Source organism: Enterobacter cloacae complex sp. HYC003_NIDB, assembly GCF_056673375.1.
In genome coordinates, this window is record NZ_CP114220.1 from 2,431,836 (window position 1) to 2,447,744 (window position 15,909).

At 54.9% G+C, this 15,909-nt stretch carries 16 protein-coding genes and 2 pseudogenes; 12 read left to right on the forward strand and 6 right to left on the reverse strand.

Going from position 1 to position 15,909, the window contains the following annotated elements; genetic code table 11:
- Positions 1-55 precede the first annotated feature (55 nt).
- From O1722_RS11550 to O1722_RS11595, 10 genes are all read left to right on the forward strand, one after another.
- The gene (locus O1722_RS11550) at positions 56-391 is read left to right on the forward strand and encodes a phage tail assembly protein (RefSeq protein ID WP_001513982.1); all 336 of its coding nucleotides are present in this window, start codon (positions 56-58) and stop codon (positions 389-391) included.
- A 157-nt stretch (positions 392-548) separates the two neighbouring features.
- Positions 549-3,500, forward strand: coding sequence for a phage tail tape measure protein (locus O1722_RS11555; RefSeq protein ID WP_016240627.1), 2,952 nt, complete (start codon positions 549-551; stop codon positions 3,498-3,500).
- On the forward strand, positions 3,500-4,384 hold the full coding sequence (locus tag O1722_RS11560) for a phage tail protein (protein ID WP_000458386.1): 885 nt from the start codon (positions 3,500-3,502) through the stop codon (positions 4,382-4,384). Before O1722_RS11555 ends, O1722_RS11560 begins: the two co-directional genes overlap by 1 nt.
- Positions 4,384-4,596 (forward strand): tail protein X, encoded by a 213-nt coding sequence (locus tag O1722_RS11565; RefSeq protein ID WP_001404340.1) that lies wholly within the window; start codon positions 4,384-4,386, stop codon positions 4,594-4,596. The genes O1722_RS11560 and O1722_RS11565 overlap by 1 nt, the downstream gene beginning before the upstream one ends.
- Complete coding sequence (locus O1722_RS11570; RefSeq protein ID WP_001545521.1) at positions 4,584-5,738, forward strand: phage late control D family protein; 1,155 nt, start codon at positions 4,584-4,586, stop codon at positions 5,736-5,738. Before O1722_RS11565 ends, O1722_RS11570 begins: the two co-directional genes overlap by 13 nt.
- Complete coding sequence (locus O1722_RS11575) at positions 5,735-6,331, forward strand: phage baseplate assembly protein V (protein ID WP_001404342.1); 597 nt, start codon at positions 5,735-5,737, stop codon at positions 6,329-6,331. The genes O1722_RS11570 and O1722_RS11575 overlap by 4 nt, the downstream gene beginning before the upstream one ends.
- A gap of 54 nt (positions 6,332-6,385) precedes the next feature.
- A complete protein-coding gene (locus O1722_RS11580) occupies positions 6,386-6,733 on the forward strand; it encodes a GPW/gp25 family protein (RefSeq protein WP_000859111.1) in 348 nt (115 codons plus the stop codon).
- Entirely contained in the window at positions 6,724-7,827 is a 1,104-nt protein-coding gene (locus tag O1722_RS11585) for a baseplate assembly protein (RefSeq protein WP_016240628.1), read from the forward strand. Before O1722_RS11580 ends, O1722_RS11585 begins: the two co-directional genes overlap by 10 nt.
- The gene (locus tag O1722_RS11590; protein WP_479954624.1) at positions 7,820-8,350 is read left to right on the forward strand and encodes a phage tail protein I; all 531 of its coding nucleotides are present in this window, start codon (positions 7,820-7,822) and stop codon (positions 8,348-8,350) included. Before O1722_RS11585 ends, O1722_RS11590 begins: the two co-directional genes overlap by 8 nt.
- Positions 8,292-9,905, forward strand: a complete 1,614-nt coding sequence (locus O1722_RS11595) for a phage tail protein (RefSeq protein ID WP_479954627.1) — start codon at positions 8,292-8,294, stop codon at positions 9,903-9,905. The genes O1722_RS11590 and O1722_RS11595 overlap by 59 nt, the downstream gene beginning before the upstream one ends.
- Before the next feature lie 6 nt (positions 9,906-9,911).
- Here O1722_RS11595 and O1722_RS11600 read toward each other — a convergent pair whose 3' ends face one another.
- The 3 genes and pseudogenes from O1722_RS11600 to O1722_RS11610 form a co-directional block, all read right to left on the reverse strand.
- Entirely contained in the window at positions 9,912-10,526 is a 615-nt protein-coding gene (locus O1722_RS11600) for a tail fiber assembly protein (RefSeq protein ID WP_000072166.1), read from the reverse strand.
- Complete coding sequence (locus tag O1722_RS11605; RefSeq protein ID WP_240755145.1) at positions 10,526-10,825, reverse strand: hypothetical protein; 300 nt, start codon at positions 10,823-10,825, stop codon at positions 10,526-10,528. Before O1722_RS11605 ends, O1722_RS11600 begins: the two co-directional genes overlap by 1 nt.
- Positions 10,826-10,927: 102 nt before the next feature.
- Positions 10,928-11,008: pseudogene (locus O1722_RS11610) on the reverse strand (phage tail protein); the annotation flags it as partial.
- Positions 11,009-11,109: 101 nt separating this feature from the next.
- Between O1722_RS11610 and O1722_RS11615 the strand changes: the two are divergent.
- The gene (locus O1722_RS11615; RefSeq protein ID WP_000904922.1) at positions 11,110-11,682 is read left to right on the forward strand and encodes a recombinase family protein; all 573 of its coding nucleotides are present in this window, start codon (positions 11,110-11,112) and stop codon (positions 11,680-11,682) included.
- 79 nt (positions 11,683-11,761) lie between these two features.
- Here O1722_RS11615 and O1722_RS11620 read toward each other — a convergent pair.
- The 3 genes and pseudogenes from O1722_RS11620 to O1722_RS11630 all read right to left on the reverse strand — a co-directional run.
- Positions 11,762-12,043 (reverse strand): annotated as a pseudogene (locus O1722_RS11620) (nitrate reductase); the annotation flags it as partial.
- A 67-nt stretch (positions 12,044-12,110) separates the two neighbouring features.
- Positions 12,111-13,496, reverse strand: a complete 1,386-nt coding sequence (locus O1722_RS11625) for a NarK family nitrate/nitrite MFS transporter (RefSeq protein WP_003857034.1) — start codon at positions 13,494-13,496, stop codon at positions 12,111-12,113.
- A gap of 210 nt (positions 13,497-13,706) precedes the next feature.
- Positions 13,707-14,282: a TetR family transcriptional regulator gene (locus O1722_RS11630; protein ID WP_015570471.1), complete on the reverse strand. Its 576-nt coding sequence runs from the start codon at positions 14,280-14,282 to the stop codon at positions 13,707-13,709.
- 116 nt (positions 14,283-14,398) lie between these two features.
- Here O1722_RS11630 and O1722_RS11635 point away from each other — a divergent pair, with 116 nt between their 5' ends.
- Positions 14,399-15,889, forward strand: a complete 1,491-nt coding sequence (locus O1722_RS11635; RefSeq protein WP_033487802.1) for an MFS transporter — start codon at positions 14,399-14,401, stop codon at positions 15,887-15,889.
- Positions 15,890-15,909: the final 20 nt, after the last annotated feature.

A 15,909-nucleotide genomic window follows, 5' to 3' on the forward strand; every position in this document is an offset into this window, starting at 1 on the left:
ATCCGTCACGCGCTTCTCCCGACATACTGCCCTGAACTTACACAGGAGCACAATCATGTCACAGACCCCATCCGATACTTTTAAATTGTCTTATCCCTTCACCACTGCTGCAGGCACCAGAATTGAGCAGGTTGAACTGAAACGCCTGACGGTAAAAGACCTGAAGCAGGTGCGCAAAATCAGCAAAAACCCGGCAGACTGGGACGAACCGCTGATTGCCCGCAGTACTGGTCTTCTCCCGGAAGATCTCGACAATATGGATCTGGCTGATTACCTGCAGTTACAGAAACGATTTCAGCTCATCACGGGGATGGGTGAGAGCAACCAGGGCGCTGACGCAGGCGCAGGGGCTGCTGGCGAGATGGTTCCGGTTTCAGCCGGGGGAGATTGATGCCCTCGATACTGACGATCTGGAGATGTGGCTGGAGCAGGCTGAAGAGCAAATCAAAAGCGAGTACGGCGACAAATCATAGTACAGACAGCCGCCAGTAGCGGCTGTTCTGCGTTATCCCCTCACGTCTTTTCACCTTCCCCGGAGGTTAACCACTATGTCGGGACAGTTTTCAGTCGGCGTTGTTATCGGCGGGATGATTGGCAGCACATTCCGTTCTGCAATGAGCGGTACCCGCCGTGCGCTTGATTCCCTGAGCGATACCTCACGCCGCCTGCAGGAACGTCAGAACGCTTTAACCCGTGCAACAGAACGTTATGGTCAACTGGGTTCTTCCCGGATGCAGCATCTCAACAGCGAGCTGCTGCGGGTAAGCCGCACCATGGAGCAAATTGAGCGCCAGCAGCGCCGTCTGTCAGCGGCATCCGCTACCAGTGATGCGCTGAAAGCTAACCGCATGGCGCTGTATGGTCAGGGGATTGAAGCGTATAGCATGGCACAGACTGTTTATCATACGGTTTCCCCTGCCGTTCAGCAGTCCATGTCTTTTCAGGACAAAATGATTGATATGTCGATCACCGCAAAATATGACAATAAAACGCGGGATGCACTTGCCGGACAGATAAAAGGCTGGGCGCTTAAATACAATCAGTATCAGGATGAGCTGCAGGAGGCGGTGGGTTCACTCATCAGCGACAATATTGATAATGTGTCAGATATCGGTTTTCTGATGCCGGATATTGCCCGCGCGGCAACGGCAACACGCACGTCTGCTCAGGACTGGGCAAAAGTGGCCGCAGTCTGGCAAAACTCCCTGAAAGGTGCGGCCAGAGATTTTGGTGCCGTTCAGAATATTATGGCTTATGCCGGTGACCAGGGGTCATTTGAAATCCCGGATCAGGTCAAGTGGATGCAGTCCCTGGCCCCAATGATGGCGGGTATTGCCAGTGGAAAAGAGGCTGTTGCTGAAATCGGGGCCAGTCTCCAGATAGCAAAAATCGGTGCAGGTTCCACCGACGAGGCAGCCAATAATTTTAAAAACTTTCTTACCAAAATTTTTGCCCGCGATACTCAGAAACAGTTTGCTGATCTGGGTATTGATTTGCAGGGATCTATTGCGAGTTATAAGGCTGCGGGGATCTCTCCGATTGAAGGGATGTTGAGTGTTATAGAACGTTACCTCAATGCCAAAAGCCCCGAAGCGCTGGCCGACTTCAAATCCGCCATGAAAATAAAGAATGATACGGCAAGAGATGAGGCACTTCAGGCTCTGGCGAAAAACTTTGGTCTGGGTGATATGTTCGCGGATATGCAGGTCATGGCATTTATCCGCCCGATGCTGGCCAACATGGACAGATATCGCGAGATCCGCGCCGGTGCTCTCAGGGCTGCGGATAACGATTTGCTTGCCAGTGCTTATGATCAGCGGCTGAAATCTCCCCTTGAAGCCACTAAAGCACTTATGGTCAGCAGTCACGATCTGGCAATTACGCTGGGCGATCAATTAGCTCCATCTTTTATTTCTCTGACTCAGGACTTGCTCCCACTCATTCAGGGGACAAAACACTGGGTAGCGACTCACCCGCAATTTGTCAGTGGGGCTTTTAAGCTCATCAGTGCGCTCCTTGCGATTAAGATAGCGACTATTGGTCTCAAACTGGGGCTGAATCTCCTTATTTCCCCCTTTGTAAGTGTCTGGAAAAATGCTGTTTTACTTCGGGCCAACTGGCTTCGTCTGTCGCTCGCACTGGGGCAAGGCGGTAAGCTCCGCTGGCTGGTGACCGGATTTAGCGCCGTCGCCAGAGGAGCCAGAACACTGAGTGGCGTGCTCTCCGGGGGGCTGGTTCGCGGAATTATGCTCGCCGGACGTGCTGTTCTCTGGATTGGACGTGCGCTGATGATGAATCCCATCGGTCTCGTTATCACCGCTGTCGCGGCAGCAGCTTACCTTATCTACCGCAACTGGGGGGCAGTCAGTGGCTGGTTTAAACAGCGCTGGGCTGACATTCAGGAAGCCTTTAACGGCGGCATTGTGGGAATTGGTAAGTTGCTGATTAACTGGTCGCCGGCAGGCCTGCTCTATAAAGCCTTTGCGGCTGCGCTGAAATATTTCGGCGTTGCTCTGCCGGCAAAGTTCACCGACTTCGGTGGTCATCTTATCGACGGTCTGATTAACGGTATCAAAAACAAATGGGGGGCGCTCAAATCCAGTGTAACCGGAATGGGTGACAGCATCAGTAGCTGGTTTAAACAGTGCTGGGCTGACATTCAGGAAGCCTTTAACGGCGGTATCGCGGGAACTGGTAAGCTGCTGATTAACTGGTCGCCGGCAGGTCTGCTCTATAAAGCCTTTGCAGCTGCGCTGAAATATCTTGGTGTTGATCTGCCGGCAAAGTTCACCGACTTCGGTGGCCATCTTGTCGACGGTCTGATTAACGGTATCAAAAACAAATGGGAGTCGCTCAAATCCAGTGTAACCGGAATGGGTGACAGCATCAGTGGCTGGTTCAGCGAAAAGCTGGGCATTCATTCGCCGAGCCGCGTGTTTATGGGCTTTGGTGACAATATCGCGCAGGGGGCCGCCATTGGCCTGCAGCGGACCACTCCGCTTGCAGCTCTGGCCGGGCAGCGAATGGCCAGTGAACTGCTCCCCAAAATGCCCGTGAGCATTCAGGGGCCAGAAATACGGGATAACACTTCAGGTGTTCGCTTCAGTATGCCGTTGCCCGATATCAATGGGTTTATGTCGTCTGCTAAAAATGCGATCGGAGCCGTAATCAATAGTTTGTCTTCCATGCCCGCTATTCCGCTCTCCACCCGGGCATCGATTTTACCAGGGCAACGTCTGGCAAATGAGATGACACCGGATGTTCCCCGTATCCCCTCGCCTGAAATCCTGGCTGCCGGATATTCAGGCCGTGGTGCAGCTGCAACCGGCGGTGGAACGTCTGGTGGTATCCAGGTCAGCTTTAATCCTCAGTTTTTCCTCAATGGCAGGGAAACCACAGCGCCTGCCGGACTGACTGGCGCCCTGAATATGAGCCTGCATGAGCTGGAAAAAATGCTGGAGCGTCTGCTGGCTCAGAAACAACGTAAGGAGTACCGCTGATGTTTGCCGTACTGGGTGATATTGAGTTTGAGCTGATTACCTACTGGGACGGCTTCGAGGCCACGTTCGGCGTCGATTATGCGGAGCATGCCCGCATCGGGGGTAAGCCTGGCCTGCAGTTCGTCGGCGACAGGCTGGACGAAATCCAGATAACTCTGGTTTTCCATCAGCATTATTGTGTACCCGATGTGGAGCTGGCGAGACTGCGAACAGCCATGAAAGCCCATCAGGCACTGGCGCTGGTCTTCGGCAACGGTGACTATCGTGGCTGGTTCGTGATTACCGATGTGACCGCAACCAGCGAGCAGACAGACAGCACCGGTAACGTGCTGGCTGTCAGTGCCACCGTGTCTCTCCGGGAATACACCGGTGATCCGAAAAATCCTCTGCAACCACCGGCAATACGCACGAAGCTCCCGGGTGTCGGGGCGGTCTCCGGTGCCATTCCTTCACCTTCAGGGGTGGCGCAGTTCATCCGCAACGGCGTCAACTATGCGAAACAGGCGCAGTCTGTACTCCAGACCACTATCAGCGCCGTTCGGGTGACACAGAAAATGAAGGATAACCCCGTTGTCGCACTGACCCGTGTGCCGGGGCTGATGAGCGGACTGGGTAATATCTCCGGGGCTCTGGGGAAAAGTGTTCCGGCGTTTAACGCACTCTCTGAATCCATGCCCGATGCCATCAGTCTGGCCAGAACAGCCAGCGAAGCAGCCACGTATGTACAGCAGGCACAGTCTGCGCTGAGTGGTGTGGACAAAAGAAATATTGCAGGTGCTCTGGATACCGTTTCCGGGCAGCTTAACGCCGCCGGCACAGCATTCAACCGCATGTCTCCGGGATTAAGTGCAATGGCCGCCAGAATACTGACGAGGAGTGTGTGATGTTTCTTGAACATGTTACCCGTGACGGAGAGCGCTGGGATTCGCTGGCATGGCAGTACTACGGTGACCCGCTGGGCTATCCCCGGATTATTGCCGCCAATCCGCACGTGGCCATCACGCCGGTGCTGCCCTCCGGGCTGTTGTTACTGATCCCGGTGATTGAGACTGAAGAAGCCCGTACAGAAGAGGATATTGCCCCATGGCTGAGATAAACAGCACTGCGCAAGTCACATCAGCGTTAACCGGCGTCAGCGATGTGCTGACACCGGTGTTCACTCTGTGGTATCTGCAGAAAAACATCACCTCTGATATCGCGCCTTATGTCACCCGTGTGACCTGGAGCGATAACATCAAAAATGAGTCCGATACCATTGAGGTGGAGCTGGACGACACCGATGGCCGCTGGCTGGATAAGTGGTATCCGGGCAAGGGTGACACGCTGACGCTGAAAATGGGCTATCAGGGCGAGAAGCTGCTGTCCTGCGGTACGTTCTCTATAGACGAGATCGAAGTGAGTTCGCCCGCTTCCGTTGTTTCTATCCGTGGGGTGGCCACCTCGGTTAATAGTGCTCTGCGGACTAAATCCAGCCGTGGTTTTGAGAACACCACGCTGGCAGCTGTTGCGGGGCGGATTGCCAGAAAGCACCGGCTGAAACTGGTGGGCAGCATTGAGTCCATCAGAATCGACCGGGTGACCCAGTATGCTGAAACCGACGTGGGTTTTCTGCGCCGGCTGGCCAGCGAGTATGGTTATGCAGTGAAAGTGGTCAGTGACCAGCTGATTTTTTCTCATCTGGCCACACTGCGCAGTCAGGAGACGGTCAGGCAGTTAAAACCGCAGGATGTGGCCCGCTTTTCCCTGCGTGACACCATCAACCGGGTCTATAAATCTGCAAAGGTAAAACACCAGAAAAGCAGCAGTAAAAAACTGATCGTCCACGAAGCTGATGGTGGTACCCGTGAAAGCGACAAAAAGCTCAAAGGTGGTAAGGTTACCAGCGCTGACTCACTTAAAGTTAACAGCCGCGTCAGCGACCCGGACAGTGCCCGGATTAAAGCGGATTCAGCACTGGCCAGACATAACGAATACCAGCAGAACGGCTCCCTGACGCTGACGGGAACACCTCAACTGACAGCAGGCAACAAAATTGAACTGGTGGGTTTTGGGCAGTTATCCGGGCCATGGCTCATAACCACTGCCCGCCATGCGTTTGACCGTAACAGCGGCTACACCACAGAGCTGGAAGTGGCACGGGGGCCAGTCACAAGAGGGAAAAAACAAAAAACTCAGAAACTCACGGTTTATCACCCGGATGGCAGTACATCGACGGTGATTAAGGAGAAGAAAAAATGACTGGTGTCACTCGTCAGGTCGGTACGGTCAGTGCCGTTGATGCCGACAGGGTTCAGGCCCGCGTTCGTCTGCCTGAATGCGATAACCTGCGCACAAACTGGCTTAACGTGCTGCAGCGCAATACCCAGGATAACAAAGATTACTGGCTCCCTGACGTGGGGGAGCAGGTTGAGGTGCTGCTCGATGCCAACGGCGAGGATGGTGTTATTCTGGGCGCGGTGTATTCAGACGTCGATAAACCACCGTTCAGTGACAAAAATATCCGGGGAACCCGGTTTGCTGATGGTGCAGAGTACAGCTACAACCGGAAGACGCACACTCTGACCATCCGGGGCGGCATTGAGCATATTGTCATTGAGTGTGGTGCTGATGTGGTATTGAAAACACAGAAAGCCACGATTGACGCACCGGAAACCGAACTTACCGGAGATCTGCGTGTCAGGGGAAAGCTGATTTACGAAGGAGGCATGGCGGGTTCTGGTGGTAAAGGTGTTACCGCGACCATCCATGGCAATATCGAGATTAAAGGGAATGCCCATGCCACGGGCAGTATGCTGTCTGATGGCGAAAACTCCAGCCACCACTCCCACTGAGCTTCTTAAACGCCTTTAATATCAGCGTTCCCGCACGGGGGCAATACTGCCCCCATGAAAACGACCTCAGTATTCTGGCAACCAGCCCTGCAGGCTCCCGGCGAAATTGTCCGGGGGCTGGATGATATCCGGCAGGCGATTCAAATTATCCTGCGGACTCCCCGCGGCAGCGACCCGCATCGCCCGGAGTTCGGCAGCAATCTGCATCTTTATATCGACTGGCCTGTAGACCGGGCCATTCCGCATGTGGTGCGCGAATCCGTCGATGCCATCCGGCGCTGGGAGCCCCGCTGCCAGCTTATGTCAGTTAAACCCGCCGTCGACGGCGAACATCTTACGCTCCGGGTGAGCTGGAAAGGCTCAGACGGACAGACCCGGACTCAGGAACTGCTATGGCGCTGACAGAACCCGATTTTATTGAACGCGATGCCGACAAAATCACGGCAGAAATGATTGCGAAGTATGAAGCGGATACCGGCAAAACGCTGTACCCGGCACAGGCAGAACGTCTGCTGATTGATCTGTGGGCCTATCGCGAAATGCTGGTCAGGGTTGCGGTACAGGAGGCAGCAAAGCAGAATCTGGTCGCCTTTGCCCGTGAGCCGATGATTGATTACCTCGGTGAACTGGTCGGTGTATACCGTCTTGCCGCGCAGCCTGCCACCACCACGCTCCAGTTCTCCGTAGATGAGGCACTGGCCATTGATGTGCTGATCCCGGCAGGCACCCGCGTCAGCGCTTCCGACAGCGTTATTTTCGCCACCGATACAGATGTGGTACTGAAGGCCGGATTGCTGCTGGTCAATGTCACGTCCACCTGTACCGAACCCGGTACCGCTGGTAACGGCTGGCAACCTGCGCAGGTCAGTCAGTTACTCGATGAGATTGATAACGTCGACCTGCTGGTGAGCAATCTGACGGCTAGTTCCGGCGGTTCAGAACAGGAAGACGATGACAGGCTCCGGGAGCGTATCAGGCTGGCCCCGGAGTCATTCACCAATGCCGGAAGCCGTGGCGCATACCGCTTTCATGCCATGCAGGCCCATCCCAACATTGTCGATGTTGCTGTGCTTTCCCCGGTTCCCGGGACCGTAGATCTGTATCCGCTGCTCAGTACCGGTCTGCCGGACGGCGGTGTTCTCACGCTGGTAGAGAGTTTCTGCTCTGATGAGAAAGTCAGGCCACTCACTGATACAGTGCGGGCTAAAACACCAGTGAAGGTGGATTACACCATTGAAGCCAGGATTACGATCTATCGTGATCAGGATGCCAGGTCTGTAAAAGATGCCGCTAACAGCGCCATACAGAACTGGGTGGCATCACATGCCGCCACGCTGGGGCGTGATATTGTCCCCAGCCAGATTATCAGTGCATTGTCCGTTTCCGGGGTGTACCAGGTTGAACTGGTGACACCGGCACTGAGGGTGGTGGCAGAAAACGAATGGGCAAACTGTACGGCGATCACACTTAACATGAGTGGAGTGTCTGATGACTGAGCCATTACAACTCCCGCCACCGCTTGAGGGTGATATCAGTCTCAGGACGCTGGGAAGACTGGCAGGGCGGCTGGATAACATCGACCTGAGCGTACTGATGGTCTTTCTCGTCGATATCGTCGACAGTTCTGCGCTGCCATGGCTGGGCGAGCAGTTCTCACTGTCTGGCGATGGCTGGGAGCTGGCGGAATCGGACGATGTTCGCCGCATGCTTATAAAAGCAGCCATCGAACTACACCGGTATAAAGGGACGCCGTGGTCAATCCGGGAAGTTATCCGCCGTTTTGGCTTTGGTGAAGTGGATCTGATTGAAGGCACAGGTCGTCTCAGTTACGACGGCAATCGCAGCTATAACGGACTGTTTGTTCATGGAGATGCAGCCGCCTGGGCGGTTTATCGCGTTATTCTGAAACAGCCCATTACTAACGATCAGGCCGCGATGCTGCGTCAGACGCTCGCTGCATTTGCACCGGCCCGCTGCCATCTGGCCAGCCTGGAGTATCAGTCTGTGGCCATTCGCTAATATCTATCAACTGGAGACATCAGATCCGGTTCTGGGTGGTGCTGACGGGATATCAAATCGAGCCCCCCGGCAACTGGCAAACAGGACGAAATGGCTGAAGAAAAAAACGGAGGAAGCCGCACAGTCACTGGCTGAACACGTACGTTCCCGTAACCACCCGGACGCGACACTGACAGCTAAGGGGTTCACCCAACTGAGCAGTGCCACCAACAGCACCTCTGAAACGCTGGCCGCCACACCAAAAGCCGTCAAGGCTGCATACGACCTTGCAGCCGGCAAGGCACCCGTCAGTCACACTCACCCGTGGAGTCAGATAACGGGAGTGCCTGCTGCCTCGCTGACGGCAAAAGGCACCGTACAACTGAGCAGTGCCACGGACAGTCAATCAGAAACTGAGGCTGCCACGCCGAAGGCTGTGAAAATCGCGTATGATCTGGCCCGGGGAAAATACACAGCCCAGGATGCAACAACGACCCGTAAAGGGATCGTACAACTGAGCAGTGCCACCAACAGCACCTCTGAAACGCTGGCCGCCACACCAAAGGCCGTCAAGGCTGCATATGACCTGGCTGCCGGCAAGGCCCCCGTCAGCCACACTCACCCGTGGAGTCAGATAACGGGAGTGCCTGCTGCCTCGCTGACGGCAAAAGGCACCGTACAACTGAGCAGCGCCACGGACAGTCAATCAGAAACTGAGGCTGCCACGCCGAAGGCGGTCAAGGCTGCATACGACCTTGCAGCCGGCAAGGCGCCCGTCAGCCACACTCACCCGTGGAGTCAGATAACGGGAGTGCCTGCTGCCTCGCTGACGGCAAAAGGCACCGTACAATTGAGCAGTGCCATCAACAGCACGTCTGAAATACTGGCCGCCACACCGAAAGCGGTCAAGGCTGCATACGATCTGGCAAACGGAAAACAACCGGCAGATGCCACGCTCACTGCTCTGGCAGGACTTGCCACTGCAGCAGATCGGTTGCCTTATTTTACCGGAGCAGACCGCGCAGCGCTGGCAACCCTTACAGCTATTGGTCGCGCGATTATCGCTAAGGGCAGTATAAAAGATGTCCTCAATTACCTTGGTTTGGGGGAAGGCTCTGCATTGCCTGTTGGTGTACCGGTTCCATGGCCCACCGCCACACCGCCAGCAGGCTGGTTACAGTGCAACGGAGCTACGTTCACCAAAGAACAATATCCTGTTCTGGCCAGAGTCTACCCGACCCTCCGTCTTCCCGATTTACGCGGTGAGTTTATCCGTGGATGGGACGACGGGCGCAAGATTGACGAGGGGCGTAAGTTGCTTTCATGGCAGAAAGGTACACTGGTCGGCGGTCATGACGATAACGATTCTTCGCTTGATATCTCGTACATGAGTAACGGAAATAATATTGACTATGGCGGCGATAAGGTGTTTGCGGGGAATTACCGTAGCGATTATTTGTGGTACGCAATGCTGGGTGGAACAAACAGTCGCGCAAAAGCCGAATTAAACGGAGCATTCTTTAACATAACCCGCCCCCGCAATATCGCGTTTAACTATATCGTGAGGGCGGCGTGATACCGTTCAACTGGCAAGTGCCAGTGGCGCTTCCGGCCAGCTGATTTCAGGTGCCGTGCTGATATCCAGTGCGTTCAGCTCGTCGATATAATCCAGCACGGCGTTCAGTTTTGCCGTTTCTTCTGGTGTCAGACTGCGACCAGCACGCAGTTTGAGGTTGATAAGATCGACGGACGCCATCGCCTGTTTCACTCGTTGCTGGCGTTGCTGTCTGGCAACCTCCAGTTCTGCGGCTCGCTGCCGTTCAGTATCGGTTACCCACGCCTCACCGTTCCAGGTATCCCATGGCGTGGCTGGCTGTTTTGTGGTGGTGTCCGCCGGGTAATCACCCGGTTGGGTAATCAGAACGGGGTTACCGTTCTCCGTGCTGTATACCGTCTCGCCGCGGTGATCAGGCACATGCTCCCACCCGTTCAGCGTGGCAGTCCGACAAACCACGTAACCCGAAATTGCCTCCGGCGGTGCATCGGCGCACGAATGTGCCGGAGTACCCACCCCAAGGGCGAGATACTCCACAGAGGATGAGGTGTATTCCCGGGTTTCCTCGTCATAGTGATATACAGTGATATCGCCCGCTACAGTGGCGATACCGTTTTCATCCAGAACTGCAGTGTTACTCATTAAACTGCCCTCACAATGTAATTAAGTGCAATGCTACGGGGTCTGACAGTGATACCCTTCGCATACCCGCTTCTGATAGAGGTCAGAATAGTAGCCTGCATACCATTGTCTGACATTGCCATGACAGGATCGCTGAATGTTGTCCCGTCCGGCATTTTAAAGCTGCCCTCACGAAGGTCTGTAATGGAATCTTCATTGTTGAATCCCATGCCGACTATCCCCGAGGTTCCCGTAGTGTCCTGGTTATAATAATCCAGCATTGCTGTTCTTAACAGCGTTGCCCCTTGTGCGGACAGCAACTTACGTCCTGTATCAACTTTGCGCCCGTCGTCCCATCCACGGATAAACTCACCGCGTAAATCGGGAAGACGGAGGGTCGGGTAGACTCTGGCCAGAACAGGATATTGTTCTTTTGTAAAGGTGCGCCCGTCGCACTTTAACCAGCCTGCTGGCGGTGTGGCGGTGGGCCACGGAACAGGCACACCAACGGGTAGCGCCGAGCCTTCTCCTAAACCAACGTTTATCTCTCAAATCCTCCCCACATTATCTCAGTACTTTAACCACTCAAAAGGGAGTATTTTTAATGCTGATTGGCTACATACGTGTGTCAACAAATGACCAAAACACAGATTTGCAACGCAATGCATTAATGTGCGCAGGATGTGAACAGATTTTTGAGGACAAAATGAGCGGAACCAAGTCGGAACGACCAGGCCTGAAACGCGCTTTAAAGTGCCTTAAAAGAGGGGATACATTGGTGGTCTGGAAGCTGGATCGGTTGGGTAGAAGAATGAAACACCTCATTGCTCTCACAGAAGAGCTACGCGCAAAAGGTGTCAATTTTCGCAGTCTGACGGATTCAATCGATACCAGCACTCCGATGGGAAGGTTCTTTTTTCATATGATGGGTGCACTGGCAGAAATGGAGCGTGAACTGATAGTTGAGCGCACGCTGGCAGGACTGGCTGCTGCGCGAGCACAAGGGAGAGTTGGAGGACGTCGCCCGAAACTGACGAAGGAGCAGCATGAGCAGATCGCAAGATTGCTCCAGAAAGGGTATGACAGAAAGCGGCTGGCAATTATCTATGATATTGGACTGTCAACGATCTACCGCTATCACCCTGTTGGGACTGTCATAACGCAACCTGAAATGTAATTCTTTTTCAAATAATGAAACGCCGCGTGGATGCCATTTATCGCACAAGATAGAGTGCATTTATCGCGCGGCGCATCAGCGGGCAGCCGCGCGGTTCGTGGTTAGGCAGGTCAGGGCGGGTGCGCGGGTAGTCGGTCTGCTGGGTTTCCCAGGTTACCAGGCCATTTTTGACATAAATTTTCCAGCTACAGGAGCCGGTGCAGTTAACGCCGTGGGTGGATCGCACAATTTTATCGAACTGCCAGCGCTGACGGTAGCTGTCCTCCCAGTCGCGGTTGGTGTGGTACACCTGCCCGTGCCCATCGGCGAAACTGTCGCCTTTTGTTTTGAAGTAACGGAAGCGGTCCAACAGTTTGCTCATGACATTTCTCCTGCTTCGATAGCATGGCCGGAGGGTGAGACATCACGCTCCGGCGAAGAGGTAGTTATTATTTTTGTGAGGATTTGCGGCCGTACACCAGCCAGGTGACGAGCACGCAGACGATGTAAAACACGAGGAAGACTTTCATGGCGCCCACCGGGGAACCGGTCATTGCCAGGGATGTGCCAAAGGCTTTGGGAATAAAGAACCCGCCCACCGCACCGATGGCAGAGATAAAGCCCAGCGCGGCAGCCGTTTCGGTCACCGCTTCATGCTGTGCCTGTTCGTCGCTCCCACCCTGTTTTTTCACGCGGTCGAGGGTGATTTGGCGAAAGATAATCGCGATCATCTGGAAGGTCGAGCCGCTGCCCAGGCCTGCGGTGAGGAACAGGCCCATAAAGACCAGATAGAAGGCGATAAAACTGCCTGAACCAGACCCGGGGAGCGTCAGGAAAATCAGGGCGCTAAAGATGGCCATAAAAACGAAGTTGATCAGCGTCACCCGTACGCCGCCCAGCCTGTCTGAAATCATTCCGCCAGCCGAACGCGCCAGGGCGCCGATCAGCGGGCCAAAGAAGGCGAGGTGGAGGATATTTACGTCCGGAAACTGGGTTTTCGACAGCATAGCAAAGCCTGCCGAGAAACCGATAAACGAGCCGAAGGTTGCCAGATAAAGCAGGCTCAGCAGCCAGAGGTGAAAGCGCTTAAGCACCGGAAGCTGGCTGGCAATGGACGCTTTCGAGCTGGCGATGTCGTTCATGCCAAAAAACGCCGCAAGGGTAGCAAGAATCAGCAGCGGGGCCCAGATCCACGCCGCGTTCGCCAGCCACATCGTCGAGCCATCCTCCTGGGGGACGCCGTGAACGCCGAGAAAGGTAAACATCGGCAGAAAAATCACCAGCGGCGCAACCAGCTGCATCACGCTCACGCCCAGGTTACCCAGCCCGCCGTTAATGCCCAGCGCGCTGCCCTGTCTGGCTTTCGGGAAGAAGAAACTGATGTTTCCCATGCTGGAAGCGAAGTTGGCCCCGGCAAAACCGCACAGCAGTGCGATGATGATAAAGACCCAGTAAGGCGTAGCGGTATTCTGGATGGCGATCCCAAGCCAGACACAGGGTACGACCAGGATAACGGTACTTAACACGGTCCAGTAACGTCCGCCAAATATCGGCACCATAAAAGAGTAGGGGACACGCAATATCGCGCCGGAAAGAGAAGGTAATGCCGTTAGCATAAAAAGCTGATCGGTGCTGAAATTAAATCCGACCTTATTAAGATTTACCGCAATAGCGCTAAACAACATCCATACACAAAACGCGAGAAGCAAACACGCCACGGAAATCCACAGGTTTCTACGTGCGATATGTTTCCCTTTATTCTCCCAAAATTGCGCGTTTTCCGGTTTCCAGTTACTCAACAGATGCTGATTACTCTTCTCGCTTTGATGTGACATATCACCCTCTTGCTTACCCAAATGGAGAGAAAAAAGAAGTGAAAACAGAAATATACCTTTCGGCAGTTTGTAGAAATTTTTGGATGTTATGGGATACATCTGAAAGGATAGATAAAAAAGCGAATCCCTGAGTTTGGAATGGGAATCAGGGTTCGCTTTATGTGTTACTAATTGTAACTATTTGCGGAAATTAATACCCCGATGGGAGTATTAAAACAATTCGAGGGAAATAAGCTTATCCAGATGCTTATTAAATGCCGCGTCGTCCATTTCAGGCATATTTAATACGTATATGCCATCCAGGCCACATACCAGACCAATTAAACGCCAGGCGATATTTTCCGGCTGGTCAGCAAGCGTAAAGGCGTTGGCCTCCGCCCCGGCGCGGATAATCGCGACCGTTTCCTGGTGCCACATCTCCATGGTCAAAACGTAGGCGCCTTTGATATCGCTATCCCGGCTGGCGAGAATTTGCGCCTCCCGCCACAGTCGAATGTAGGGCTCAAACCCGCCGTCATCGCTGCCGAGCATGGCATGCAGGCGCTCACGCCAGCCGGCGTTTTCGCCAACGATTTCAGCATCCAGCAAATCGCGGATCAGCCGGACAAACGCCAGCGACTTAAGCTCGCCCGCCGACGCAAAGTGGTGATGCACCTGCCCGGTGGCGACGCCCGCTTCGGTGGCGATGCGGCGCACGGTCATCGCAGCGAATCCTTCGGTCAGCGCCACGCGCATCGCGGCCTGGAGGATCTCTTCCCGCCGCTCGTCCTTGCTCAGATAACGCATAATTTCTCACTCTCAATGGCAACGAAACGAGTGTAACAAAGAGCTGGACAAGCGTTCAACTTTACGTAGGATCGCATTCTGGACATGTGTCCAGTTTTTAACTGAAAAGGAAATTTATGTTTCGTCAGTGGTTAGCGTTAGTGATTATCGTGCTGGTGTATATCCCGGTGGCGATTGACGCGACGGTGCTGCACGTGGCGGCGCCAACATTGAGCATGACGCTGGGTGCCAGCGGCAACGAATTGCTGTGGATTATTGATATTTACTCGCTGGTGATGGCGGGAATGGTGCTGCCGATGGGCGCGCTGGGCGATCGCATAGGTTTTAAGCGCCTGCTGATGATCGGCAGCGTGCTGTTTGGCCTGTCATCGTTAGCGGCGGCTTTTGCGCCGTCCGCGGGCTGGTTGATTGCCGCCCGCGCGTCGCTGGCGATTGGCGCGGCGATGATCATTCCGGCTACGCTTGCAGGGATCCGCACCCTGTTTATTGATGCGCGGCACCGTAATATCGCCCTCGGCGTCTGGGCTGCCGTTGGGTCGGGTGGCGCGGCGTTTGGCCCGCTGATTGGCGGCATGCTGCTGGAGCACTTTTACTGGGGGTCGGTGTTCCTGATTAACGTGCCGATCGTGCTGATCGTGGTTTCGCTTGCTGCGCGCCTGGTGCCTGCTCAGCAGGGGCGGCCCGAGCAGCCGCTCAATATCAGCCATGCCATTATGCTGATTGTGGCGATTTTACTGCTGGTCTATAGCGCCAAAACCGCCCTGAAAGGGGTGCTGTCGCCGTGGATGGTGGCCTGTACGCTGCTTACCGGAGCGGTAATGCTGTTTATCTTCGTCCGTATCCAGCTACGCGCGCGCGTGCCGATGATCGACATGCGCCTGTTTTGCCATCGCATTATTTTAAGCGGCGTGGTCATGGCGATGACCGCCATGATTGCGCTGGTGGGCTTTGAACTGCTGATGGCGCAGGAGTTGCAGTTCGTGCATGGTTTTACGCCGTTTGAAGCAGGGATATTTATGCTGCCGGTGATGGTGGCGAGCGGATTTAGCGGGCCGATCGCGGGTGTGCTGGTCGGGCGTCTGGGGCTGCGCATTGTCGCGGCCGGAGGCATGGGGCTTAGCGCGGTCAGTTTTATCGGCCTGTCGACGCTCGATTTCAGCACCCAACAGTGGCAGGCGTGGAGCCTGATGGTGCTGCTGGGCTTCAGTGCCGCCAGCGCACTGCTGGCCTCGACGTCAGCGATCATGGCTGCCGCGCCGAAAGAGAAAGCGGCCGCCGCAGGCGCGATCGAAACCATGTCCTACGAGCTGGGTGCTGGTCTGGGGATCGCCATTTTCGGTCTGCTGTTAACCCGCAGCTTTTCGGCGTCTATTGTACTGCCGCAGGGGCTGAGCGCGTCGCTGACCGATAAAGCCTCGTCGTCCATCGGTGAAGCGATGAAGGTGGCGCAGGAGCTGACGCCGTCGCTGGCCGAGCCGGTGATGACGGCGGCGAAAACCGCGTTCATCACCTCGCACAGCGTGGCCCTGGGCAGTGCGGGAGGCATGCTGCTGATTCTGGCGGTCGGGATCTGGTTTAGTCTGGCGAAGGTCGGAGGGCAGCAGTAATAAAAAAGGCCAGCCGCGAG